The organism is Pseudomonas sp. S10E 269, assembly GCF_002798465.1.
Classification (GTDB): domain Bacteria; phylum Pseudomonadota; class Gammaproteobacteria; order Pseudomonadales; family Pseudomonadaceae; genus Aquipseudomonas; species Aquipseudomonas pergaminensis.
This window is the reverse complement of the sequence record NZ_PHIJ01000001.1, coordinates 3,355,833-3,379,309: the sequence shown is the minus strand read 5'-3', so window position 1 is coordinate 3,379,309 and position 23,477 is coordinate 3,355,833. Positions and strand designations below refer to the sequence as shown.

Sequence of the window (23,477 nt, the reverse complement as noted above, 5' to 3'; positions counted from 1 at the left end):
AATCAGGTATCCAAGCCGCCGCTCAGGAATTGCTGCAAGCGGCGCTGCATCAGCCGCCCCTCATTGCCCAGGCAGCCGATTGACGAACCGGCGAGGCTGTCCTGCGCCAAGTCCGCGGCATCACCGGCCAGCAGCAAGGGGCAATCGAGGGTCAGCGCCAGCCGCTTGAGCCGCAACGGCAGCTCACTGCCGGGGGCGCGATTGGAAAACAGCACCAAGGCTTGCGGTTGGGTCTTCTCGCAGACCAGTGTCAGTTCATCAAAGGGCTGGCCCACACCCAGGAGCTTGACGGCAAGTTTTTCACCCGTCAGCAGCAGGCCCGCGACCAACAGCTCCAGCTCGCGACATTCTCCGGCAATGGCTGCCAGCAGAACCCGTGGCAGCGGCGTGGCGGCGATCACCTGCAGCCGTTGCGCGGTGCGCGAGCGCAGGAAGTTATCGAAAAACAACCACTCGCTGGCCTGGCCGAAGCGCCCTTGATGACGCAACAACGATTGCCAGAGCGGCATGAGAATGTCTTGAAAGACCACGGCAAGCGGATAGGCAGAAAAAATCTGGCCGTACAGCCGGTCCAGTTGGCGGTCATCGAAGGCGCTGATTGCACTGCGCAATTGCCCGTGCCACTGAGCCCACTCCACGCCGTCTCCAGGAGCCGTACCGGTTTCGCCGAGCGGCTCGCCGCGCGCGAGGATCTTGCCGACTTTGCTCACTGCAACGCCGCGTTCGATCCAGTCGAGAATACGGTGCACCGTGTCGATATCGGTGCGCGAATACAACCGGTGCCCGCTTTCGGTGCGGATAGGCTGGATGAGGCCGTAGCGCCGCTCCCAGGCACGCAAGGTGACCGGGTTGACGCCCGTCAGCCGAGCGACTTCGCGAATCGGCAAAAGGTCATCGGAAACAGCAACGCGGTCAGGGGTCATTTCGCGCTGCAGAGCAATAGTTTCGGGCATCAGAGGTCAAGAACATCCGTGTCAATTTGGAGCCTATTTAACGCTTATTCGGTCGAGCGATTCAAGCCGCGCGGCGAACCGACAGAAGTGTCTGGCGTATTTCAATAAAACAGGAATAATCCTTGCCTGCTTTTTCAAGGCGCAGCCGCATCACCCCGCGGCTGCACCTGGTGCCGTACCTACCCGGTCACGTGCCCCCCTTTATTTGGAGATACACAATGTCTACCTCTCCCGTCACCTTGATGGTTGCGCGTCGCGTGGCCAAAGGGCGCTACGAAGAACTGATGGCCTGGCTGCGCGAAGGCGAGCAATTGGCCACGGACTTTCCCGGCTACCTGGGTTCAGGCGTCCTGGCACCGCCGCCCAATGATGATGAATTCCAGATCATTTTCCGCTTCGCCGATGAAAAGACCCTGCATGCCTGGGAGTTTTCCGCCTCCCGCAGCGCGTGGCTGAGCCGTGGCAGCGATCTGTTTGCCGACCCGTCGGAGCACCGCGTACGTGGCATCGATGGCTGGTTCGGCGCGGTAGGCGCGCGTCCGCCACGCTGGAAACAGGCCGTGGCGATCTGGTTGGCGTTTTTCCCGGTGTCGCTGCTGTTCAACTTTGTGCTGAACCCACTGCTCAGCGAACTGGACCTGGCGCCGCGCGTGCTGGTCAGCACCCTGGCGCTCACGCCTTTGATGGTTTACTGGTTCATCCCGCTGTCGACCCATCTGTTGGCAAACTGGCTGCATCCAGCTCCGGCACCGCGCAAGGCTACCGAAGCCGCAGCGTGAATACAGGGGCGGCCGCGCGCTGGTATAGTTTCAATCTGCCAGCGACGCGAGCCTCCCATGACTGCAACAACCGCCCCGATCCTGATCACCGGCGCCGGCCAGCGTGTCGGCCTGCATTGCGCCATGCGCCTGCTGGACGACGGTCACCCGGTGATTTTCAGCTACCGCAGCGAACGCCCCGGCGTGCAGGCCTTGCGCGAACGCGGTGCGATCGGTGTGTTTGCCGACTTCTCCAGCGAAGCCGGGATTCTCGCGTTTATTGCTGAGCTGAACACCCATGCGCAAAGCCTGCGTGCGATCATCCATAATGCCTCCGCCTGGATTGCGGAAACGTCCGACGAGCACAGCCACGCTTTTACCGACATGTTCAGCGTGCACATGCTTGCGCCGTACTTGATCAACCTGCATTGTTCACCTTTGCTGCAACGCTCTTCACCCGCCGACATCGTGCACATCAGCGATGACGTGGTGCGCAAGGGCAGCCGCCAGCACATCGCCTATTGCGCCACCAAAGCCGGGCTCGACAGCCTCACGTTGTCGTTTGCCGCGCAGTTCGCGCCGCTGATAAAGGTCAACGGCATCGCCCCGGCGATGGTGATGTTCAACGACGGCGACGACGCAGCCTACCGCGCCAAGGTGCTGGCCAAGTCGGCACTGGGCATCGAGCCCGGGCCCGAGGTGATCTACCAGAGTGTGCGTTACCTGCTGGATAACCCTTATGTCACCGGTACCACCCTGACCGTCAACGGCGGGCGGCATATCAAGTAAGCCGTTTGTGAGGATGTTGTATGACCTTATCCCTGCCCCACCACTACCGCGAGATCCTCAAGGGCTTGGGCGAAGACCCCGAGCGCGAAGGCTTGCTCGATACGCCCAAGCGCGCCGCCAAGGCCATGCAATACCTGTGTCATGGCTACGAGCAGAACCTGGAAGAGATCGTCAACGGCGCATTGTTTGCCTCTGACAACGACGAGATGGTGATCCTCAAGGACATCGAGTTGTACTCGCTGTGCGAACACCATTTGCTGCCCTTTATCGGCAAGGCCCACGTGGCCTATATTCCGACCGGCAAGGTACTGGGCCTGTCCAAGCTGGCGCGCATTGTCGACATGTTCGCCCGCCGCCTGCAGATCCAGGAAAACCTAACGCGGCAGATCGCCGACGCCATCCAGGACGTGACCCAGGCGGCTGGCGTGGCAGTCGTCATCGAAGCCAAGCACATGTGCATGATGATGCGCGGCGTGGAAAAACAGAATTCAACCATGAACACCTCGGTGATGCTCGGCGCGTTCCGCGAGTCGAACACCACGCGCATGGAGTTCCTGCAACTGATCGGACGGAGCAAGTAGCAATGCCACAACTTCAACCAGGCATGGCGCGCATCCGGGTCAAGGACCTGTGCCTGCGCACGTACATCGGCATCAACGAGGACGAGATCCTCAACAAGCAGGATGTGCTGATCAACCTGACCATCCTGTATGCCGCCCAGGAAGCCGTACGCGACAATGACATTGATCATGCGCTGAACTACCGCACCATCACCAAGGCAATCATCGCCCACGTCGAGGGCAACCGCTTTGCCCTGCTGGAGCGCCTGACCCAGGAACTGCTGGACCTGGTGATGAGTAATGAGTCGGTGCTGTACGCCGAGGTCGAAGTGGACAAGCCCCATGCGCTGCGCTTTGCCGAGTCGGTTTCGATTACCCTGGCGGCCAGCCGCTAACCCCTGAGATATGCGTGAACCTTATGAACGATCAACAACGCCTCGAACTCGAAGCCGCCGCCTTCCGCCGGCTGGTGGCCCACCTGGACAGCCGCAAGGATGTGCAGAACATCGACCTGATGAACCTCTCGGGTTTCTGCCGCAACTGTTTGTCCAAGTGGTACAAGGCCGAGGCCGATGAGCGCCAGATCGAGCTGAGCCTCGATGACGCCCGTGAAGTGGTGTACGGCATGCCCTACGCCGAGTGGAAAGCCCAATACCAGAAAGAAGCCAGCGCCGACCAACAGGCCGCGTTCGCCAAAGGAAAAACCCATGACTGATTTGAACACCCTGCGCGCCAGCCTCAACAGCGGCGAACATGTTTTTGCCGATACGCTGGCGTTTGTTGCTGCAGGTTATGAGTACCAGCCCCAAGCCTTCACCAATGGCAACGTGGAAAACGCAGCTGGGCAGAACGAGGGTTCGTGCAAGACCCTGGGCCTGGCGCTGCTGGAAGGCCTGAGCGACCAGGAAGCACTGCTGGCGTTTGGTGAGCATTACCGTTCGGTGGTGGCGACGCCTGAGGGCAGCGACCATGGCAATATCCGTGCGTTGATTACCCATGGGTTGGCCGGTGTGAAGTTCAGCGCACAGCCCCTGACCCGCCGCTGATTTAACTTGTAAACCCGGTCACTGTGGGAGCCGGGCTTGCCCGCGATAGCGGTGGTAACTGACACACCGCTATCGCAGGCAAGCCAGCTCCCACAGGGGTTGGGTTAACACTTCATGACCTGGGTGTTAGTTAAATTGCGGACATAAAAAAAACCGGCCTCTCAGCCGGTTTTTTTATTTCAACAGGTTCAGAACGAAGCGTTCTGCAGGCCGTCGAGGTAACGCTCGGCATCCAGTGCCGCCATGCAACCGGCGCCGGCCGAAGTGATGGCCTGGCGGTAGACGTGGTCGGCCACGTCACCGGCAGCGAAGATACCTTCGATGTTGGTGGCAGTGGCGTTGCCTTCACGGCCGCCCTGCACCACCAGGTAACCGTCTTTGGCTTCCAGCACGCCTTCGAACAGCGAGGTGTTCGGGGTGTGGCCGATGGCGATGAACACGCCGTCGACTTTCAGCTCGTCGAAGCTGCCGTCGTTGTTCTTCAGGCGCGCACCGGTCACGCCCATGTTGTCGCCCAGGACTTCGTCCAGGGTGGCGTTGAGCTTGAGGATGATCTTGCCCTCAGCGACACGGGCGTGCAGCTTGTCGATCAGGATCTTTTCGGCGCGGAAGGTCTCGCGACGGTGGACCAGGGTCACGGTGCTGGCGATGTTGGCCAGGTACAGGGCCTCTTCCACGGCGGTGTTGCCACCACCGACCACGGCAACCGGCTTGTTGCGGTAGAAGAAACCGTCGCAGGTCGCGCAGGCGGAAACGCCTTTGCCCATGAATGCTTCTTCCGACGGCAGGCCCAAGTAACGGGCGCTGGCGCCGGTAGCGATGATCAACGCGTCACAGGTGTACACGCCGCTGTCGCCGGTGAGGCTGTAAGGCTTCTTGGAGAAGTCGACCTTGTTGATGTGGTCAAACACGATCTCGGTTTCAAAGCGTTCGGCGTGCTCTTTCATGCGTTCCATCAACACCGGGCCGGTCAGGCCGTGGACGTCGCCCGGCCAGTTGTCGACTTCCGTGGTGGTGGTCAACTGACCGCCCGCCTGCATGCCGGTAATCAGCAGTGGCTTGAGGTTGGCTCGGGCAGCGTAGACGGCAGCGCTGTAACCGGCAGGGCCGGAACCGAGAATAATCACTCGCGAATGACGGGTATCAGACATGACTCACTCCTATCGACCGCCCGGACTACAAGGCGGCTGGAATAAAAAAGGGACTACGAAGCACTTGGGGAAGGCTTGAACTCGCAGGCCCTGAAAAATAATGGGTGCAGCGTATCGAGGGGGGCAAGATTAAGGAAATACGGAATAACAATCCAGCTCATAGGTGGTCTCTATGCAGTCGGTCCAGTTGATCGACGCGTTTGTTACCGTTGATGTCGCCGCTTTCGTCTCCGATACAAAGTCGGTAAGGTCGGCGCGTTCGTCCCTCTGCTCGGAGTTCTCCATGCCCGCCCCCGCTCTTTCCGGCCCGCAATACCTGCGTGAAGGCCTCAAACTGGTGCTGAGCCCCGGCCTGCGCCTGTTCGTGCTGCTGCCGCTGGCGATCAACCTGGTGCTGTTCGTCGGCTTGATCTATTTCGCCGGCCATCAGTTCAGCCTGTGGGTCGATCATTTGATGCCGACGCTGCCGAGCTGGCTGAGCTTTCTGAATTACCTGCTGTGGCCACTGTTTGTGGTGCTGGTGGTGCTGATGGTGTTTTTCACCTTCACCATGCTAGCCAATATTATCGCGGCGCCCTTCAACGGTTTTCTTTCAGAGAAAGTCGAGGTGGTGGTGCGAGGCACCGATGACTTCCCGGCCTTCAGTTGGGGTGAGTTGATCGCCATGGTCCCCCGCACCCTAGCGCGGGAAATGCGCAAGCTCGGCTACTTCCTGCCACGGGCCATCGGCCTGTTTATCCTGTCGTTCATTCCGGTGGTCAACCTGATCGCTGCGCCGCTGTGGCTGTTGTTTGGCGTGTGGATGATGGCGATCCAGTACATCGACTACCCGGCGGATAACCACAAGCTGGGTTGGAACGAAATGCTCGCCTGGCTGCGCCAGAAACGCTGGCAGAGCATGAGCTTCGGCGGGATTGTTTACCTGGTGTTGCTGGTGCCGGTGGTCAACCTGCTGATGATGCCAGCGGCGGTGGCCGGGGCCACGTTGTTCTGGGTGCGCGAACAAGGTGCCGAGGCGATGGCACAGCAGCGAAAGATAACCCAGTCATAAATCCATCATCTCGATGACACAATGACGACATGGCCCACGGCGACACTGTGGGTCATGACGACAGCCTCGCTTCACATCACCCTCATTACCGAAACCTTCCCGCCAGAGATCAACGGGGTGGCCAATACCCTTGGTCGCCTGTGCGAGGGGTTACGGGCGCGTGGCCATCAAGTTGAGCTGGTTCGCCCGCGCCAAGGTGTCGACCAGAGCCGCCCCAGCGACGACGCGTTATTGCTATGCCGTGGCTGGCCGCTGCCGGGATATCCTGGCCTGCAGTGGGGGCAGTCGTCGATGCACAAGTTACTGCGGCGCTGGACGCGTCAGCGTCCGGACGTGCTGTACATCGCCACTGAAGGGCCCTTGGGCTTGTCTGCCCTGCGTGCGGCCCGGCGCCTGGGGATCAGTGTGGTCAGCGGTTTTCACACCAACTTCCAGCAGTACTCGAACCAATATGGCATGAGCATGCTGAGCCGGATGGTTACTCACTATCTGCGCTGGTTCCATAACCGCTCGACCCTGACCCTGGTACCCAGTGCCAGCCAACGCCTGGAGTTGGAACGCAAGCATTTCGAGCGTCTGGGCATGTTGTCGCGCGGGGTGGACAGCCAATTGTTCCACCCCGCCAAACGCGACAATGCGCTGCGGGAACGTTGGGCATTGAACAGTGAGCAAACCGCCGTGCTCTATGTGGGCCGACTGGCGCAGGAGAAAAACCTGGGGTTGCTCAAGCGCTGCTTCGAGACCTTGCAGGACACCTATCCCCTGCGCCAGATGAAACTCATCATCGTGGGTGATGGCCCGCAGCGAGCGACGCTGGAGAAGGAACTGCCGGAGGCGATTTTCTGCGGCACCTTGCGCGGAGAGGAACTGGCGCGGCATTACGCCTCGGGCGATGTGTTCCTGTTCCCCAGCCTGACTGAAACCTTCGGCAACGTGGTGCTGGAAGCGATGGCATCGGGGTTGGGCGTGGTGGCCTATGACCAGGCTGCCGCGACCCAGCATATCCGCCACGGCTACAACGGCGTGCTGGCGATGCCGGGTGACGAAGGTGCTTTCTGCGATGCCGCCAACTGGCTGCTGGAAGACGCCGAAAGCCTGCGCCGCATGCGGCTCAATGCCCGGCAACATGCCAGCCGGCAAGGCTGGCCGGCGATTATCGAGCAGTTTGAGCAGCAGTTACGAGGTGTGTGCCAAGGAGAGTTCGTTGCTTCGCCGTTACCATCTACACACTGATCCGTCGACAGCGCCAGTCGTCCGCTTCACCTCTCAGCGGCTACAACCGACGGTTTACGTGACAGCAATTCGGAATAGGCAATAGGCATTGTCGGAATCGCCGCTATCAAACAGCATATGTCGGGAACGCCGCTCAGATTATGACCACCCATAACACACCTGCCTGGTGAAGGTGGGTACCCCATAATCTGAAAGAGATTTTTATGTCGACACACATCAGCGGAGCAGCGGCTCACAACAATTGGCACTTCAGCACTCCGGCGGCTACGGGCAATCCACTGCAAGCGTCCGAGGCAAACCACCCGCAACAGTGGTATCGCCCGCGCCCATCCCGGCCGGATTACCAACATACCCAGCCAGCCTGGAATCGTCCGCACCGGCCACAACCGAACTACCAGCACACCCAGCCAGGCTGGAATACACCTCACCGGCCACAACCGGACTACCAGCACACCCAGCCAGGCTGGAATACACCCCATCGGCCACAACCGGACTATCAGCACACTCAGCCAGGCTGGAATACACCCCACCGGCCACAACCGGACTACCAGCACACTCAGCCAGGCTGGAATGATCCCTACCCACGTCAACCGGATTACGACTATGCACAACCCGGTAGGGACTATCTGCAGACCACATCAAGGCCTGTACCGACACAGCCCGACTATGATGACGTCTACCGGACGCCCTATGCCGAGCGACGGCCTCTACAACCACGCCACCGCTTGAGCAACCGCTGAAAAAAAGGGCCGGGTATCGACATACCCGGCCCATCTCCAGCTCCCAACGGGCCTTATCAGACCAACGTGGTCAACGCCTCACGGCTGAACGGCAGGATGTCGCCCTCGCGGCCTTCGCGCACCTTCAACGCCCAATCCGGGTCCACCAACAGGGCACGGCCCACGGCCACCAAGTCAAACTCGTCGTTATTCAAACGCTCCAGCAGTTTTTCCAGGCTGGCCGGCTGCGCGACCTTGTCGGTATTGACCATGAACTGCAGGAACTCACCATCCAGGCCAACGCTGCCCACGGTGATAGTCGGTTTGCCGGTGAGTTGACGGGTCCAGCCAGCCAGGTTGAGGTTGGAGCCTTCGAATTCCGGCTCCCAGAAACGACGGGTGGAGCAGTGGAAAATGTCCACGCCCGCGTCAGACAACGGCTTGAGAAACTCTCCAAGCGCCTCGGGGGTTTGCACCAGGCGCGCGGTGTAGTCCTGCTGTTTCCACTGGGAGAAACGGAAAATAATCGGGAAGTCCGGGCCGACCGCGGCACGGGTAGCCTGGATCAGCTCGATGGCAAAGCGCGAACGGTTGGCCAGGCTGCCGCCGTATTCGTCGGTACGCTGGTTGCTGCCTTCCCAGAAGAACTGGTCGACCAGATAGCCGTGGGCGCCGTGGATCTCCACGCCGTCCATGCCAATGCGCTGGGCGTCCTTGGCGGCTTGGGCGAAGGCGTTGATGACCTCCTTGATGTCTTGCTGGGTCATGCCATGCACGACCACGTCACCGTCCTTGAGCTTCTCCATCGGACCGTAGGCCGGCACGCTGGCGTCAGGCTCGGTGCCGATGCGACGTACGCTGCCCACGTGCCAAAGCTGTGGAACGATCTTGCCGCCTTCGGCATGCACGGCGTCGACCACCTTTTTCCAGCCGGCCAGCGCGGCCTCACCGTAAAAGTGCGGGACATTGGGGTAGCCATTGGAGGCCTGGTGGCCGACCACCGTGCCTTCAGTGATGATCAGGCCCACGCCTGCGGCGGCGCGGCGACGGTAGTACTCGATCACTTTGGAATTGGGCACGCCGCCAGGGGAGAACGAGCGGGTCATCGGCGCCATGACAACGCGGGTCGACAGTTGCAATGCACCGAGCTGAAAGGGTTTGAACAAGGCTTGGACGGGCATGGGAGCACTCCACGGAAGACGGGATTTATGACGTGGATAATATGGGGAGCGCAAAGCGCTGGGTAGCACTATTGATCTGGGTGATTAAGGGGTAAAAGTGGCACAACCTGTTGCCGCTAACCTGTAGTGAGCGGGCTTGCCCCGCGCTGGGTGGCGAAGCCGCCCCAGTAAAAAACGCCGCGTTCTGTCTAGAAATGCGGCGTCTGATTTTAGGGCGGCTTCGCCACCCAGCGCGGGACAAGCCCGCTCACCACGAAAGCCTCCTGGACGTCTTCAGGCCAGGGCTTTTTCGATGGCCTGGACGATCGTCGGGTCATCTGGCGCGGTGCGCGGGGAGAAGCGTGCGAGCACTCGCCCATCCTTGCCCAACAGGAATTTTTCGAAGTTCCAGGTGATATCCCCAGGAAACTCGGCACCCTCGCCCGCCAGCAGGCGGTACAGCTGATGACGATCAGGCCCGTTGACCTCAAGCTTGCTGCCCAACGGGAAAGTCACCCCGTAGTTCAGGCTGCAGAACGCCTGGATCTCCTCCTCGGTCCCCGGCTCCTGGCCTGCAAACTGGTTGCACGGCAGGCCGAGCACGGTAAAGCCCTGGTCCTTGTACTGCTGGTAGAGGTTTTCGAGCGCGGCGTATTGCGGGGTCAAGCCACATTTGGAGGCCACGTTGACCACCAGCACAACTTGCCCCTTAAAGGGCGCCAGCGGCAGCTCTTGTCCGTCCAAAGCTTTGAGTTTCAGGTCGTGGAAAGCACTCATGACGAACTCCAGATATCCCATGTTCTTCGCATTGCGGTGCTTCGAGATTACAACCCGCAAGCCTGCAATCATAGACGCCGATTGCAAAACTCGCCTGCGAGTTACTGAGCGGTCGGCCAGGGCAAAATCGGAATGGCCGTGACGGCATTCTGCGGGCTGCCTTCGATCAGGCGGTCGCTGTAGACCAGGTACACCAGGGTATTGCGCTTCTTGTCGAGGAAGCGCACCACCTGCATGGTCTTGAACACCAGCGAGGTGCGCTCCTTGAACACTTCGTCGCCGTCCTTGAGCTCACCCTTGAAGCGGATCGGGCCCACCTGACGGCAGGCGATCGACGCTTCGGCACGGTCTTCGGCCAGGCCCAGGCCACCTTTCACGCCGCCAGTCTTGGCGCGCGACAGGTAGCAGGTCACGCCGTCGACCTTGGGATCGTCAAAGGCTTCAACAACGATTCGGTCGTTGGGGCCGACAAACTTGAACACCGTCGACACCTGACCGATTTCCTCGGCCGAGGCCAGCAACGGCATGGCCAGCAGCAGGCCGAGCAATCCCTTCATGACACGCATTGTGTATTCCTTTGGTTAGACCAGGATCAGGTTATCGCGGTGAACCAGTTCCGGTTCGGCCATGTAACCCAGAAGTCCGACAATCGCATCGGACGATTGTCCAATGATTTTCTGTGCTTCGAGGGCGCTGTAGTTAGCCAGGCCACGGGCGATCTCACGACCGTCCGGCGCTACGCACACCACCATCTCGCCACGGCGGAAACTGCCCTGCACCAGCTTGACGCCCACCGGCAGCAGGCTCTTGTTGCCTTGGGACAATGCCGACACCGCACCCTCGTCCAGCACCAGCGTGCCACGGGTTTGCAGATGACCGGCCAGCCACTGTTTGCGCGCCGCAAGCATGCCGCGTTCCGGCGACAGCAGCGTGCCGATGCGTTCACCGGCCTTGAGGCGGTCCAGCACGCGCTCAAGGCGCCCGCCGACGATGATGGTGTGCGCGCCGGAACGTGCGGCCAGGCGCGCTGCACGCAGTTTGGTCTGCATGCCGCCACGGCCCAGGGCACCGCCGACGCTGCCGGCCACAGCGTCCAGCGCCGGGTCATCGGCACGAGCCTCATAAATAAGCTGGGCATCGGGGTTGTTACGCGGGTCGGCGTCGAACATACCGTCACGGTCGGTGAGGATCACCAACAGGTCGGCTTCCACCAGGTTGGCAACCAGGGCGGCCAGGGTGTCGTTGTCGCCGAAGCGGATTTCGTCGGTGACCACGGTGTCGTTCTCGTTGATCACCGGGATGACCTTGAGCTCGACCAGGGCGCGCAAGGTGCTGCGGGCATTGAGGTAGCGCTTGCGGTCGGACAGGTCGTCGTGGGTCAGCAGGATCTGCGCCGTGTGGCGGCCGTGCTCGGCGAAGCTGGATTCCCAGGCTTGCACCAGGCCCATCTGGCCGATGGCGGCGGCGGCTTGCAGTTCGTGCATCGCGCTGGGTCGCGCGGTCCAGCCGAGGCGGCTCATCCCGGCGGCAACCGCCCCGGACGACACCAGCACCAACTCAACACCGGCCTCATGCAAGGCCACCATCTGCTCGACCCAGACGCTCATGGCTGCGCGATCCAGCCCCTTGCCATCCGCCGTCAGCAACGCACTGCCGATCTTTACGACCCAGCGCTGCGCACCTGTCACTTTGCTCCGCATCATCTTCAACCTTAGATTGAGGGCTGCGCGACCCAGCGCGGCCCATAACGTTAAACCCGGATACTAAAACGCCGCTCTATAAGGAGCGGCGTTCAAGTTTATCGCAACGGATCAGTCACGCACGTAAATGATTTCCGGACCGTCTTCATCATCCACGTCTTCTTCGTCCCAATCATCGTCACCGATGTCGTGGACCGACTTCACGCCGCTGCGGCGCAAGGCACGCTGATCGTCCAGGGCCTGTAGCTGGGCGCGGGCTTCGTCTTCGATCTGCTGGTCGAGCTCGGCGAGTTCGGCCTTGAAAACCGGGTCGGCCGCCAGGCGATCGGCGCGGTCTTCCAAGTAACGCATGATGTCGCGGGTCAGGCGCTCGGTGCCTTCTTTGGCGATGGCCGAGATCACGTAGACCGGACCGGTCCATTCCAGGCGATCAACGATTTCCTTGACGCGCTCCTCGTGCTCTTCTTCGAGGATCTGGTCACACTTGTTCAGCACCAGCCAACGATCACGCTCGGCCAGGGCCGGGCTGAACTTGGTCAGTTCGCTGACGATCACTTCGGCGGCGTCCGGTGCGCTGGTGTCATCCAGCGGCGCCATGTCTACGAGGTGCAGCAGCAAACGCGTACGCGCCAAGTGCTTGAGGAAGCGAATCCCCAGGCCGGCGCCATCGGAAGCGCCTTCGATCAGGCCGGGAATGTCGGCGATCACGAAGCTTTTCCAACGGTCGACGCTGACCACACCCAGGTTGGGTACCAGGGTGGTGAACGGGTAGTCGGCAACTTTCGGCTTGGCGGCCGACACCGAGCGGATGAAGGTACTTTTACCAGCGTTTGGCAGGCCCAGCAGGCCCACGTCGGCGAGTACTTTCATTTCCAGCTTGAGGTCACGCTGCTCGCCCGGCTTGCCTGGCGTGGTCTGGCGTGGCGCACGGTTGGTACTGGACTTGAATCGGGTGTTACCCAGACCGTGCCAGCCGCCCTGCACAACCATCAGCTTCTGGCCGGCCTTGGTCAGGTCGCCGATTACTTCCTGGGTCGCGGAGTCGATGATCGTGGTGCCGACCGGTACGCGCAGTACCAGGTCCTCGCCTTTTTTACCGGTGCAGTCGGTGCTGCCACCGTTGGAGCCACGCTCGGCATCAAAGTGCCGGGTGTAACGGTAGTCGACCAGGGTGTTGAGGTTCTCGTCGGCCATCATGTAGATGGAACCGCCGTCACCGCCGTCACCGCCGTTGGGGCCACCGTTTTCGATGAATTTTTCGCGACGGAAACTCATGCAACCGTTACCGCCGTCGCCTGCTTTTACTCGGATGGAAACTTCATCAACGAACTTCATAACAAAACGCCTCTCGCCGCACGGACGAGCTTAAGAAACCAAGACATAAGACTCTTGCAAAAATGAGCGCAGCGACCTCAATCAACGACCGCACATCCAGCGCTTGAGCCCATCACAAACAGCTTTGCAAGAGACTCACCCCACAAACGAAAAAGCCCCGTCGCAAGACAGGGCTTTTCCAGCGATCTCGCAATTAAGCTGCGACAACGCTCACGTAACGGCGGTTGAACGCGCCTTTTACTTCAAACTTGATCACGCCTTCGATTTTCGCGAAGAGGGTGTGATCTTTACCCATGCCTACACCGTAACCGGCGTGGAATTGGGTGCCGCGCTGACGCACGATGATGTTGCCCGGAATGATTTTCTGGCCGCCATACATCTTAACGCCAAGGCGTTTGGCTTCTGAGTCGCGACCGTTACGGGTACTACCACCAGCTTTTTTGTGTGCCATGAGTCAATTCTCCTAGTGAGGAATTAGGCTGAAATTAAGCCTGAATACCGGTGATTTTGATCTCGGTGTACCACTGGCGGTGGCCCATACGCTTCATGTGGTGCTTACGACGACGGAACTTGATGATGCGGACTTTATCGTGACGACCTTGGGAGATCACTTCAGCCACAACGGTAGCGCCAGCAACAACTGGAGCGCCGATGTTCACGTCATCGCCATTGGCGACCAACAGAACGCGATCAAAAGTAACGGATTCGCCGGTAGCGACTTCCAGTTTTTCGATCTTCAGGTATTCACCTGGGGCGACTTTGTATTGCTTGCCACCAGTAACAATTACTGCGTACGACATGGTATTTCTCCGATAATCCTGCTCACCCAGCGCTTTATAAGAAGAGGTATTGGCTGGCATGGCTGCATGGGATGGACGTCCCGAATGCAATTGCGTAAGGCAGGTGCTGCCCAGGAAGTTCAGGGTGCGCGATTGTACGCAAGGCAACGGGGTGTTGCAAGAGGCCGTCTATCGCGCCTTGACACTACGGGGCCTGGGTCCTAGCATGCCGCGCAACCCTTCTGGAGCGACTGTCGCTGATGCAACCCCAAGCTTTCTACCGCGCGGTCGCGGACGATTTTAGCGCCGTCGACGGCATCATCAAGAAGCAGCTGACTTCTAAAGTGCCGCTGGTCTCCAAAATTGGCGACTATATTACGTCGGCGGGCGGTAAACGCCTGCGTCCTTTATTAGTGCTGCTGTGCGGCAAGGCCCTGGGTCGCGAAGGCGATGACCTGCGCCTGCTGGCGGCCACTATCGAATTCCTGCACACCGCCACCCTGCTGCATGACGACGTGGTCGACATGTCCGGCATGCGCCGTGGCCGCGAGACCGCCAACGCCATGTGGGGCAACGCACCCAGCGTGCTGGTGGGTGACTTCCTGTACTCGCGCTCGTTCGAAATGATGGTTGAACTCGGCTCGATGCCGGTGATGAAGATTCTTTCACAGGCCACCCGCATCATCGCCGAGGGCGAAGTGTTGCAACTGTCGAAGGTCCGCGACGCCAGCACCACCGAAGAAACCTATATGGAAGTGATTCGCGGCAAAACCGCGATGCTCTTTGAAGCCTCCACCCACAGCGCCGCTGCGCTGTGCGGCGCTACGGCCGAACAGGCCGAAGCCCTGCGCACCTTTGGTGACCACCTGGGCGTGGCGTTCCAACTGGTCGACGACCTGCTCGACTACAAGGGCGACGCCGAAACCCTGGGCAAGAACGTCGGTGACGACCTGGCCGAAGGCAAGCCGACCTTGCCGCTGATCTACACCATGCGCGAAGGCACGCCGGAACAGGCTGCCCTGGTGCGCAAGGCGATCCAGAAAGGCGGGATCGAAGACCTGGAGGCCATCCGTGCCGCTGTCGAAGCGTCGGGCTCCCTGGAGTACACCGCGCAACTGGCACGCGACTACGTGGCCCGTGCAATCAAATGCCTGGAAGCCCTCCCCGCCAGCGAATACCGGGATGCCCTGGTTGAGCTGAGTGAGTTTGCGGTCGCGCGTACTCACTGATCCCGCACTGATTAATGTGGGAACTGGCGTGCCTGCGATGACGGTAGTGAACTCACCATCGCTATCGCAGGCACGCCAGTTCCCACGTTTAAAGCGCATTACCAACTGAGCGCCCGCGCTCGCCGCAAAACCCTATATAATGTGCGACTTTTAGCCATCCTGACTCCCAAGGAGCTTTAGTGAGCACGTTGCCACCCTGCCCGAAATGCAATTCCGAATACACCTACGAAGACGGCGCCCAGCTGATCTGCCCGGAATGCGCCCATGAGTGGTCCGCCAATGGCGAGGCCGAAGCAGCCAGCGACGACACCGTGAAGAAAGATTCTGTGGGCAACGTCCTGCAGGACGGCGACACCATCACCGTGATCAAGGACCTCAAGGTCAAGGGCACTTCCCTGGTCGTCAAAGTGGGCACCAAGGTCAAGAACATCCGCCTGTGCGACGGCGACCACGATATCGATTGCAAGATCGACGGTATCGGCCCGATGAAGCTCAAGTCTGAGTTCGTGCGCAAAGTCTGAACCTGCTACCTCCATCCCGCGCCCGCCGCGGGATGGCGTTTCGCCCTCTCCGTTGATCGAACGCAATATCCACACAGAAAAAACCAGAAACCGCCAATAGGCACTTGCTATTCTACGAATAAGAATTATTCTCATTGAAACCCATCAAGGAGATGCGACCCATGACTTATTTGATAGATGCCTGGCTGGACCGCCCACACCCTTACCTGCGGATCCTGCATCGGGAAACCGGCGAAGTCTGTGCGGTACTGGAAGAAGAAGCGCTGAACGAATTGCAGGACCAAGGAGACCTGGACGTCAACGGGCTGAGCTCGAGTGAACCTGGGGTGTTGAAGGAGGTGGTGCGTAATCTGTTTCTGTTTTGCTATGCCCGAGCGTTGCGCCCGGCGACGGAGCTGAATGGCAAGTTCCATCCATGAGCGAGGTTGAATGCACCTGCTTTATGTGGGAGCTGGCTTGCCTGCGATGGCATCAACTCGGTAAGACATCAGACCGAGTCGCCGGCATCGCGGGCAAGCCCGGCTCCCACATAAAGCCAGGCGCAGTAATCAGCAGGTCTTACAGAACGTCGAGCAGCTCGACGTCGAACACCAGGACGCTGTGCGGCGGGATGCTGCCAACGCCTTGAGCGCCGTAGGCCAGTTCGCTAGGCACGTACAGGCGCCATTTGCTGCCGGCATTCATCAGTTGCAGGGCTTCGGTCCAACCGGCGATCACGCCGCCTACCGGGAATTCTGCAGGCTGGCCGCGCTCGTAGGAGCTATCGAACACAGTGCCGTCGATCAGGGTGCCGTGGTAGTGAGTACGCACTTGGTCTTCACGGGTCGGCTTGGCGCCATCACCTGCGGTCAGCACTTCGAATTGCAGGCCGGAAGCCAGGGTAGTGATGCCATCACGCTTGGCGTTTTCAGCCAGGAACGCCAGGCCAGCGCCTGCCGCTGCTTCAGCCTTGGCAGCCGCTTCGGCTTGCATGATTTCGCGGATCACCTTGAAGCTGGCAGCCATTTGCTCTTGGTCTACGCGGCTTGGCTGGCCGGCGAACGCATCGGTCAGGCCGGCCAGGATCGCGTCCAGGCTGACGCCCGGTGGTGGGTTGTCGCGCAGTTGGTCGCCCAACTGACGGCCGATACCGTAGCTGACGCGGGTTTCGTCGGTGGACAGATTAACTTCGGACATGAAGAGGCTCCGCTGTAGGACAACACTGGTTTCCCCGTGCTACCCAAAACTAAAAGGGCCAGCAGACTAGCACACAAGCCCCGCCCATGATCAGCCCCCTCCACGGCCACTGCGGTAGCGCACTTTGTCATCCGGGACAAAATAGCATTTCAGATTCACCTCCTGCCGCCGATACAGCCCTACACAGCAGCTGGCTCCAAAATCAATAACCGTCCAGCACACCCCATCATTCTTGCGGAGCATTCGATGAATAGCTGGTTCGGTAACATCAGCGTCAACCTCAAACTGGGCCTGGGCTTCGGCCTGGTACTGGTCCTCACATCTATTCTGGCACTCACTGGCTGGACCAGCCTGGGCGGCCTGATCGACCGTAGCAACTGGATGAGCGACATCACCCAGCTCAACGCGTCGCTGACCAAACTGCGCATCGTGCGCCTGCAATACATGCTCGCCAACGGCGACGAAGCCGTGGCCCAGAACGTACAGACCAACCTGGATGCCTTCGCTGCCCAGCAACAAAATCTCCTGGACAGCTTCAAGAGCCCGGAGAACCTCAAGCTGCTCAATGAGCAGAAATCCATCATCACCGCTTACCAGCAATCGCTGAACAAAATGCGCGAGGCTTACCGTAACGGCAATGCCTCGCGCCAGGTGATGGGCGACAAGGCCGATATCGCCAACGCACAAATCGACGCGTTGGAAGCCAGCGTGAAGCAAATGCCCGACAGCTCGGAGCACCTGGCCCAGTTCCAGGCCGTGGCCGACGCCAAGATGCAGTTCCAGTTGGCCCGCTACGAAGTGCGCGGCTACACCGGTAACGTCAACCCGGAGACCGAAGCGCGCGCCGCCGCACAGATTGAAAAAGCCATCGCCGGCTTGAAAGGCCTCAGCACCGCCTTTGGCGCCAGCCAGCAAAGCGCACTGACCGCCCTGGAAACGGCTCTGGGTGCCTATCGCAGCGCCGTGCAGAACTACAAGGCAGCCAACGCCAACATCGTCACCGCCCGTGCCGAGATGACCACCCAAGGTGCCGATATCGTCACCATCAGCGACAAGCTGTACGAGATCCAACTGACTCGCCGCGACACCGAAAGCGCCCAGGCCCGTAGCCTGCAGTTGATCAGCACATTGCTGGCCCTGCTGGTGGGCATCATCGCCGCACTGGTCATCACCCGCCAGATCACTCGCCCGATCCAGGACACCCTGGCCGTGGTGGAGCGCATTGCCTCCGGTGACTTGAGCCACAACATCCAGGTCACGCGCCGGGACGAACTGGGTGTGCTGCAACAAGGCATCCAGCGCATGGGCACCACCCTGCGCGAGTTGATCAGCGGCATCCGCGACGGCGTGACCCAGATCGCCAGCGCCGCCGAAGAGTTGTCGGCCGTGACCGAGCAAACCAGCGCCGGCGTCAACAGCCAGAAGATCGAGACCGATCAGGTCGCTACGGCGATGCACGAAATGACCGCCACGGTGCAGGAAGTCGCCCGTAACGCCGAGCAAGCCTCACTGGCGGCAGCCGATGCCGACGGGCAAGCCCGCGCAGGCGACAAGGTGGTGGCTGAGGCCATCGCCCAGATCGAGCGCCTGGCCGCTGAAGTGGCACGTTCCACCGACGCCATGACCCACCTGCAACAAGAGAGCAACAAGATCGGCAGCGTGATGGACGTGATCAAGGCCGTGGCCGAACAGACCAACCTGCTGGCCCTCAACGCAGCGATTGAAGCAGCGCGTGCCGGTGAAGCCGGTCGTGGATTTGCTGTGGTGGCTGACGAAGTGCGCGGCCTGGCCCAGCGCACGCAGAAATCCACCGAGGAAATCGAAGGCCTGGTTGCCGGCTTGCAGAACGGTACCCAGCAAGTGGCCAATGTGATGAACAACAGCCGCAGCCTCACCGACAGCAGTGTCGAGCTGACGCGCAAGGCGGGTGTGTCGCTGGAGAACATCACCCGAACCGTGTCGAATATCCAGTCGATGAACCAGCAGATCGCCGCCGCCGCCGAGCAGCAAAGCGCCGTGGCTGAAGAGATCAGCCGCAGCATTGTGAATGTGCGGGATGTGTCGGAGCAGACCGCTACGGCGAGTGACGAGACGGCCAAGTCGAGTGTTGAACTGGCGCGGTTGGGGAGCCAATTGCAGCAGATGGTCAGTCATTTCCGGGTGTAATAAAACGCCTGAAACCCCTTCATGTCGGTCATCGTTCGGTCTTGGCGTGGTGACATGACCAGCGTTAATATCGGCTTGCAGGTCGAATGCGCCGTTTGAGATCGCAACCCCAGCCACTAACTGGGTTTGCAAAAAAAACCGCCCTACCAAGGCGGTTTTTTTTGCCTGCGATTTACCCCTCAGCCCTCGCCTTCCTCGACAAACACCAAGCGGTTCCCAAACGGGTCCTTGATGCTCATCTCCCGCGATCCCCAAGGCGTTTCCTCAACCCCGGGCTTGGCATACCGATAGTCCTTGCTCGCCAACTGCTGCTGATAGGCGTCCACGCCTTGCGCCTGAATTCGCACCGCCGCACCCGGCGAGGCATCACCATGATGCTCCGTCAGATGCAACACACAGTCGCCCAACGACACCTGCAGATACAGCGGAAAATTGGCCTCGAAACGATGCTGCCAATCCACCTTGAATCCCAGGAAGTCGACGTAGAATTCCAACGCCTTGGCCTCGTCGAAGATCCGCAAGATAGGGGTGACTTTTCCTAAGTGCATGGCAACCGCTCCGTCTAAATAAGCGTCCACTATAGAGACGAAAACCCCCGACGCAAATCCCCACTGCGCGCCAGGAACCGACCCGGCCGCTGACCATTCGCCTGCCCGTCGCTGTAGCTCAACACCCCGTTGACCCACACCCCATCGATGCCCTCGGCCGCGCGTTGCGGTTCCTTGAAATCCGCCACATCGCGCACGCGCAACGGGTCGAACAACACCAGGTCGGCCCAGTGCCCTTCGCGGATTTCACCCCGCTCCGCCAGGCCAAAACGCGCGGCAGAAAGGCCTGTCATCTTGTGCACGGCGGTATGCAATGGGAACAACCCGACATCGCGGCTGAAATGCCCCAATACCCGTGGAAATGCACCCCACAAGCGTGGATGTGGAAACGGGTCCTCGGGCAACCCATCCGACCCGACCATCGACAACGGATGCGCCAGGATCCGTCGCACATCCGTTTCATCCATCCCGTAGTACACCGCCCCTGCCGGTTGTAGCCGCCGTGCGGCGTCCATCAACGAAACATCCCACTCAGCGGCAATATCCTGCAAATCGCGCCCGCCCATCGCCGGGTGCGGCGTCGACCAGGTGATGGTGATCCGAAAGGCGTCAGTCACCTGCTTGAGATCCAGGGTCGAAGAACTCGCCGCATAGGGGTAGCAATCACACCCCACGGGATGGGTTTTAGCCGCCAGTTCCAACGACGCCAACAGCTGCGGACTGCGCCCCCAGTTACCGGCGCCGGCACATTTGAGGTGGGAAATGATCACCGGCGCCTTGGCATGCCGGCCGATCATGAACGCCTCGTCCATCGCCTCAAGCACCGGCTCGAATTCACTGCGCAAATGGGTGGTGTACACCGCGCCGAATGCGGTGAGTTCTTCACTCAGTTGCAGCACTTCATCGGTCTCGGCGTTGAATGCGCTGGCGTAGGCCAGGCCTGTGGATAAACCGAGGGCGCCGGCTTCGAGGCTCTCGTGCAACTGCGCGCGCATGGCGGCGATTTCATCCGCCGAGGCGGTGCGATGCAGGTCGTCCATATGGTTGCTGCGCAACGCGGTATGGCCGATCAACGCCGCGACGTTCACCGCCGGATGCGCGTTCTCCACCGCCGCACGGTAATCGGCAAACCGCGGGTAACTGAACGCCTCACGCGTGCCCAACAGGTTCATCGGGTCTGGCGGATCACTGCGCAAGTTCACCGGCGACGCACTGATGCCGCAGTTGCCGACAACCACCGTGGTCACGCCCTGGCTGAGCTTGGGCAGCATCTGCGGATGGCGGATCACCACCGTGTCATCGTGGGTGTGCACGTCGATAAAACCCGGCGCCAGCACGCGCCCCGCCGCTTCGACTTCATGCTCGGCCACCGCCGCCGACAAATCGCCAATCGTCGCGATGCGCCCATCGCGCAATCCCACATCGGCCACATAGCCCGGGGTGTTGCTGCCATCAATGATCAGCGCCTGGCGTATCAGCGTGTCGTACTTCATATCAGTCTCCAAGCGGCAGGCTGTCTGGGCCTCCGCGATAATCGTCCAGGGCCAGCTTGATGCGGCGCAGGCGTTCCTGGTTGTCGTCCGGCAGGGCCAGCGCCAGCTCAGTGGCGAGCAGGTCGATGGCCAGCAGCATGCCGTAGCGGGCCGCCGTGGGTTTGTAGATAAAACTGGTTTCGGCCGGTTGCAGGGGCAGCAGTACATCCGCCAACTGCGCCAAGGGCGAATCCGCCAGGGTGATGGCGACAATGCGCGCGTCGTAATTGCGCGCCAGTTCCACCACGTCCAGCAGCTCCGGGGTCAGGCCGGTCAACGAACACACGATCAGCGCATGCTCCGGCCCCAAGGTGGCGGCCGTGACACGCATCATCACCGGGTCATGACTGGCAGCAATCGGATAGCCCAGGCGTACCAGGCGCACCTGCAGCTCGTCGCTGCACAGGCTCGATGGGCCGCCCATGCCGAATGCGTGGATCATCCGCGCCTTGCCCAACAGGTGGACCGCATCGATGAAGCTCGCCTGGTTGAACCCCGACAAGTGTTGACGCAAGGTCGCTTCGATATCCCCCAGGATCTGCCGATGAAACGCCGACTGCTCCGGCAACCCCGCAGGGTCGAGGAAGCGACTGCCCACCCCACTCGCCTGGGCCAATTGCAGGCGCAGGTCGCGCAAGTCCCGGCAACCGACGCTGCGCGCGAACCGCGACAAGGTGGCCGTGCTGACCTCGGCCCGTTGGGACAATTCTTCCAGGCTGGCCGACGCGGCAAATCCCACATCATCAAGCATCAGCTTGGCGATACGCCCTTCGCCGGCGCTGAACGAATCCTGGCGGGCGCGGATCTGGTAGAGAATGTCCATGGGGTCTCCGGGTTACAAATGAGGCTCATAAAACAAGAGACAGGCCGTAGGTGAGACCGAAGGCCACCACAGAAATCAAAGTCTCCAGCACGGTCCAGGTCTTGAAGGTCTGGATCACCGTCATATTGAAGTATTCCTTGATCAGCCAGAAGCCGCCGTCATTGACGTGGGAAAAGATCACCGAGCCCGCACCGGTGGCCAGCACCAGCAATTCGGGGTGTGGATAACCCAGGCCCATGGCGACCGGCGCCACCACGCCGGACGCGGTGGTCATGGCAACGGTCGCCGAGCCCGTGGCAATACGCATCAACGCGGCAAACAGCCAACCCATCACCAGTGGCGACAAGTGGAACGCGTGGGCCAGGCCCAGAATTTCGTTAGTTACACCGGCGTCCACCAGGATCCGGTTCAAGCCGCCCCCCGCCCCCACCAGCAAGGTGATACTCGCGGTCGGCGCCAGGCATTCATTGGTGAACTTGAGGATCGACTCGCGGTTGAAGCCCTGCGCGATCCCCAAGGTCCAGAAGCTCACCAATGTCGCCACCAGCAGCGCAATCACCGAGTTGCCGATAAACAGCAGGAACTGGTTGAAGCCGGTACCGGGCGTGGAGATCACGTTGGCCCAACCGCCGATCATCATCAGCACCACCGGCAACAGGATGGTGCCCATGGTCAGTGTGAAACTTGGCAAGCGTGTACGCGGCTCGCGCTCGATGAACTGGCGTTCCAGCGGGTTCTCCGCTGGCAGGTGAATGCGCGGCACGATGAATTTGGCATAGACCGGGCCGGCAATGATCGCCGTAGGAATGCCGATCAGAATCGCATACAGCACGGTCTGCCCCACCGACGCGTTATACGCCAGCACCGCCATCATCGCCGCCGGGTGCGGTGGCACCAGCGCATGCACCACCGACAGACCGGCGACCATCGGCAAACCGACCATCAGGATCGACACGCCTACCCGCCGTGCCACGGTAAAGGCGATCGGCACCAGCAACACAAAACCGACTTCGAAAAACAGCGGCAGCCCCACCAGGAAGGCGATGCACACCATGGCCCAGTGCGCGTTGCGCTCGCCAAACCGATTGATCAAGGTGCGCGCCACCTGCTCGGCACCGCCGGACTCGGCCATCATCTTGCCCAGCATGGTACCCAGCGCCACGACCAGGGCGATATGCCCCAGGGTCTTGCCGACGCCTGCTTCGTAGGAACCCATGATGGTGTCCGCCGGCATCCCGGCCATCAGCGCCAGGCCGATGGATACCAGGGTGATGACGATAAACGGATTGAGCCGGTAACGTGCAATCAGCACGATCAAAGCAATGATGGCGATGGCAGCGTATGCCAATAGCCCGAAGCCCGGTGATGCGGCCATGCGGTACTCCTCGGAAAGGGTCACGTCGAATTGGTTGTGAAACTCATAAATCATTACCAAGGAGTATTTTCAAATTTTATGAAAGTAATTTTCGCC

At 60.6% G+C, this 23,477-nt stretch carries 26 protein-coding genes and 1 pseudogene; 13 read left to right on the top strand and 14 right to left on the bottom strand.

Going from position 1 to position 23,477, the window contains the following annotated elements; translation table 11 throughout:
- Window positions 1–2: 2 nt before the first annotated feature.
- Window positions 3–953: a MerR family transcriptional regulator gene (locus CWC48_RS15680; RefSeq protein ID WP_100492162.1), complete on the bottom strand. Its 951-nt coding sequence runs from the start codon at window positions 951–953 to the stop codon at window positions 3–5.
- Between the two features lie 218 nt (window positions 954–1,171).
- Between CWC48_RS15680 and CWC48_RS15675 the strand changes: the two genes are divergently transcribed.
- Genes CWC48_RS15675 through CWC48_RS15650 form a run of 6 tightly spaced genes read left to right on the top strand, consistent with a single transcriptional unit; the run spans window position 1,172 to window position 4,106 of the window.
- Window positions 1,172–1,732, top strand: a complete 561-nt coding sequence (locus CWC48_RS15675; protein ID WP_078050151.1) for an antibiotic biosynthesis monooxygenase — start codon at window positions 1,172–1,174, stop codon at window positions 1,730–1,732.
- A 57-nt stretch (window positions 1,733–1,789) separates the two neighbouring features.
- Window positions 1,790–2,500 carry a dihydromonapterin reductase gene (gene folM, locus CWC48_RS15670; RefSeq protein WP_078050152.1) on the top strand — a complete coding sequence of 237 codons (711 nt, stop codon included), beginning with the start codon at window positions 1,790–1,792 and terminating at the stop codon, window positions 2,498–2,500.
- A gap of 20 nt (window positions 2,501–2,520) precedes the next feature.
- Window positions 2,521–3,081: a GTP cyclohydrolase I FolE gene (gene folE / locus CWC48_RS15665; RefSeq protein WP_025858052.1), complete on the top strand. Its 561-nt coding sequence runs from the start codon at window positions 2,521–2,523 to the stop codon at window positions 3,079–3,081.
- A gap of 2 nt (window positions 3,082–3,083) precedes the next feature.
- Window positions 3,084–3,455 carry a dihydroneopterin triphosphate 2'-epimerase gene (gene folX / locus CWC48_RS15660; RefSeq protein ID WP_003176029.1) on the top strand — a complete coding sequence of 124 codons (372 nt, stop codon included), beginning with the start codon at window positions 3,084–3,086 and terminating at the stop codon, window positions 3,453–3,455.
- Between the two features lie 23 nt (window positions 3,456–3,478).
- Complete coding sequence (locus CWC48_RS15655) at window positions 3,479–3,775, top strand: DUF1244 domain-containing protein (protein ID WP_010206472.1); 297 nt, start codon at window positions 3,479–3,481, stop codon at window positions 3,773–3,775.
- Window positions 3,768–4,106 carry a HopJ type III effector protein gene (locus CWC48_RS15650; protein WP_099492593.1) on the top strand — a complete coding sequence of 113 codons (339 nt, stop codon included), beginning with the start codon at window positions 3,768–3,770 and terminating at the stop codon, window positions 4,104–4,106. The genes CWC48_RS15655 and CWC48_RS15650 overlap by 8 nt, the downstream gene beginning before the upstream one ends.
- A 188-nt stretch (window positions 4,107–4,294) precedes the next feature.
- Here CWC48_RS15650 and trxB read toward each other — a convergent pair whose 3' ends face one another.
- Complete coding sequence (gene trxB, locus CWC48_RS15645) at window positions 4,295–5,257, bottom strand: thioredoxin-disulfide reductase (protein ID WP_003176041.1); 963 nt, start codon at window positions 5,255–5,257, stop codon at window positions 4,295–4,297.
- A 283-nt stretch (window positions 5,258–5,540) separates the two neighbouring features.
- On the opposite strand from trxB, the gene cysZ reads away from it, so the two are divergent.
- A complete protein-coding gene (gene cysZ / locus CWC48_RS15640; protein ID WP_100492161.1) occupies window positions 5,541–6,308 on the top strand; it encodes a sulfate transporter CysZ in 768 nt (255 codons plus the stop codon).
- 54 nt (window positions 6,309–6,362) lie between these two features.
- A complete protein-coding gene (locus tag CWC48_RS15635; RefSeq protein WP_078050155.1) occupies window positions 6,363–7,541 on the top strand; it encodes a glycosyltransferase family 1 protein in 1,179 nt (392 codons plus the stop codon).
- Window positions 7,542–8,337: 796 nt separating this feature from the next.
- Here the strand turns inward: CWC48_RS15635 and CWC48_RS15630 are convergent.
- The 7 genes from CWC48_RS15630 to rplU form a co-directional block, all read right to left on the bottom strand.
- On the bottom strand, window positions 8,338–9,441 hold the full coding sequence (locus CWC48_RS15630; RefSeq protein ID WP_078050156.1) for an NADH:flavin oxidoreductase: 1,104 nt from the start codon (window positions 9,439–9,441) through the stop codon (window positions 8,338–8,340).
- A gap of 273 nt (window positions 9,442–9,714) precedes the next feature.
- Window positions 9,715–10,197, bottom strand: a complete 483-nt coding sequence (locus tag CWC48_RS15625) for a glutathione peroxidase (RefSeq protein ID WP_078050157.1) — start codon at window positions 10,195–10,197, stop codon at window positions 9,715–9,717.
- A gap of 101 nt (window positions 10,198–10,298) precedes the next feature.
- Window positions 10,299–10,763 carry a CreA family protein gene (locus tag CWC48_RS15620; protein WP_015885841.1) on the bottom strand — a complete coding sequence of 155 codons (465 nt, stop codon included), beginning with the start codon at window positions 10,761–10,763 and terminating at the stop codon, window positions 10,299–10,301.
- A gap of 15 nt (window positions 10,764–10,778) precedes the next feature.
- Complete coding sequence (gene proB / locus CWC48_RS15615; RefSeq protein ID WP_005791305.1) at window positions 10,779–11,897, bottom strand: glutamate 5-kinase; 1,119 nt, start codon at window positions 11,895–11,897, stop codon at window positions 10,779–10,781.
- 111 nt (window positions 11,898–12,008) lie between these two features.
- Complete coding sequence (gene cgtA, locus CWC48_RS15610) at window positions 12,009–13,232, bottom strand: Obg family GTPase CgtA (RefSeq protein WP_078050158.1); 1,224 nt, start codon at window positions 13,230–13,232, stop codon at window positions 12,009–12,011.
- 193 nt (window positions 13,233–13,425) lie between these two features.
- Window positions 13,426–13,683, bottom strand: coding sequence for a 50S ribosomal protein L27 (gene rpmA, locus CWC48_RS15605; protein WP_003176049.1), 258 nt, complete (start codon window positions 13,681–13,683; stop codon window positions 13,426–13,428).
- 34 nt (window positions 13,684–13,717) lie between these two features.
- Window positions 13,718–14,032, bottom strand: a complete 315-nt coding sequence (gene rplU, locus CWC48_RS15600) for a 50S ribosomal protein L21 (protein WP_007950961.1) — start codon at window positions 14,030–14,032, stop codon at window positions 13,718–13,720.
- Window positions 14,033–14,271: 239 nt separating this feature from the next.
- On the opposite strand from rplU, the gene CWC48_RS15595 reads away from it, so the two are divergent.
- The 3 genes from CWC48_RS15595 (at window position 14,272) to CWC48_RS15585 (ending at window position 16,180) form a co-directional block, all read left to right on the top strand.
- Window positions 14,272–15,240, top strand: a complete 969-nt coding sequence (locus tag CWC48_RS15595; protein ID WP_100492160.1) for a polyprenyl synthetase family protein — start codon at window positions 14,272–14,274, stop codon at window positions 15,238–15,240.
- Window positions 15,241–15,419: 179 nt separating this feature from the next.
- The gene (locus CWC48_RS15590; RefSeq protein WP_078050159.1) at window positions 15,420–15,761 is read left to right on the top strand and encodes a zinc ribbon domain-containing protein YjdM; all 342 of its coding nucleotides are present in this window, start codon (window positions 15,420–15,422) and stop codon (window positions 15,759–15,761) included.
- 161 nt (window positions 15,762–15,922) lie between these two features.
- Entirely contained in the window at window positions 15,923–16,180 is a 258-nt protein-coding gene (locus CWC48_RS15585; RefSeq protein ID WP_003194088.1) for a hypothetical protein, read from the top strand.
- Window positions 16,181–16,319: 139 nt separating this feature from the next.
- Here CWC48_RS15585 and CWC48_RS15580 read toward each other — a convergent pair whose 3' ends face one another.
- The gene (locus tag CWC48_RS15580) at window positions 16,320–16,937 is read right to left on the bottom strand and encodes an FKBP-type peptidyl-prolyl cis-trans isomerase (protein WP_078050160.1); all 618 of its coding nucleotides are present in this window, start codon (window positions 16,935–16,937) and stop codon (window positions 16,320–16,322) included.
- A gap of 246 nt (window positions 16,938–17,183) precedes the next feature.
- Here CWC48_RS15580 and CWC48_RS30870 point away from each other — a divergent pair.
- Both CWC48_RS30870 and CWC48_RS30865 read left to right on the top strand, forming a co-directional pair.
- A pseudogene (locus tag CWC48_RS30870) lies at window positions 17,184–18,248 on the top strand (methyl-accepting chemotaxis protein); the annotation flags it as partial.
- On the top strand, window positions 18,240–19,103 hold the full coding sequence (locus CWC48_RS30865; RefSeq protein ID WP_370636473.1) for a methyl-accepting chemotaxis protein: 864 nt from the start codon (window positions 18,240–18,242) through the stop codon (window positions 19,101–19,103). The pseudogene CWC48_RS30870 and the gene CWC48_RS30865, both read left to right, overlap by 9 nt.
- Before the next feature lie 179 nt (window positions 19,104–19,282).
- Here CWC48_RS30865 and CWC48_RS15570 read toward each other — a convergent pair whose 3' ends face one another.
- From CWC48_RS15570 to CWC48_RS15555, 4 genes are read right to left on the bottom strand one after another with little or no spacing between them, the layout of a single operon-like run.
- The gene (locus tag CWC48_RS15570; protein ID WP_100492159.1) at window positions 19,283–19,651 is read right to left on the bottom strand and encodes a glyoxalase superfamily protein; all 369 of its coding nucleotides are present in this window, start codon (window positions 19,649–19,651) and stop codon (window positions 19,283–19,285) included.
- A gap of 29 nt (window positions 19,652–19,680) precedes the next feature.
- Window positions 19,681–21,144 (bottom strand): amidohydrolase family protein, encoded by a 1,464-nt coding sequence (locus CWC48_RS15565; RefSeq protein WP_100492158.1) that lies wholly within the window; start codon window positions 21,142–21,144, stop codon window positions 19,681–19,683.
- Between the two features lies 1 nt (window position 21,145).
- Window positions 21,146–22,006 carry a MurR/RpiR family transcriptional regulator gene (locus CWC48_RS15560; RefSeq protein ID WP_078050164.1) on the bottom strand — a complete coding sequence of 287 codons (861 nt, stop codon included), beginning with the start codon at window positions 22,004–22,006 and terminating at the stop codon, window positions 21,146–21,148.
- 25 nt (window positions 22,007–22,031) lie between these two features.
- Window positions 22,032–23,381 (bottom strand): gluconate:H+ symporter, encoded by a 1,350-nt coding sequence (locus tag CWC48_RS15555; protein ID WP_099492621.1) that lies wholly within the window; start codon window positions 23,379–23,381, stop codon window positions 22,032–22,034.
- Between the last annotated feature and the right edge of the window lie 96 nt (window positions 23,382–23,477).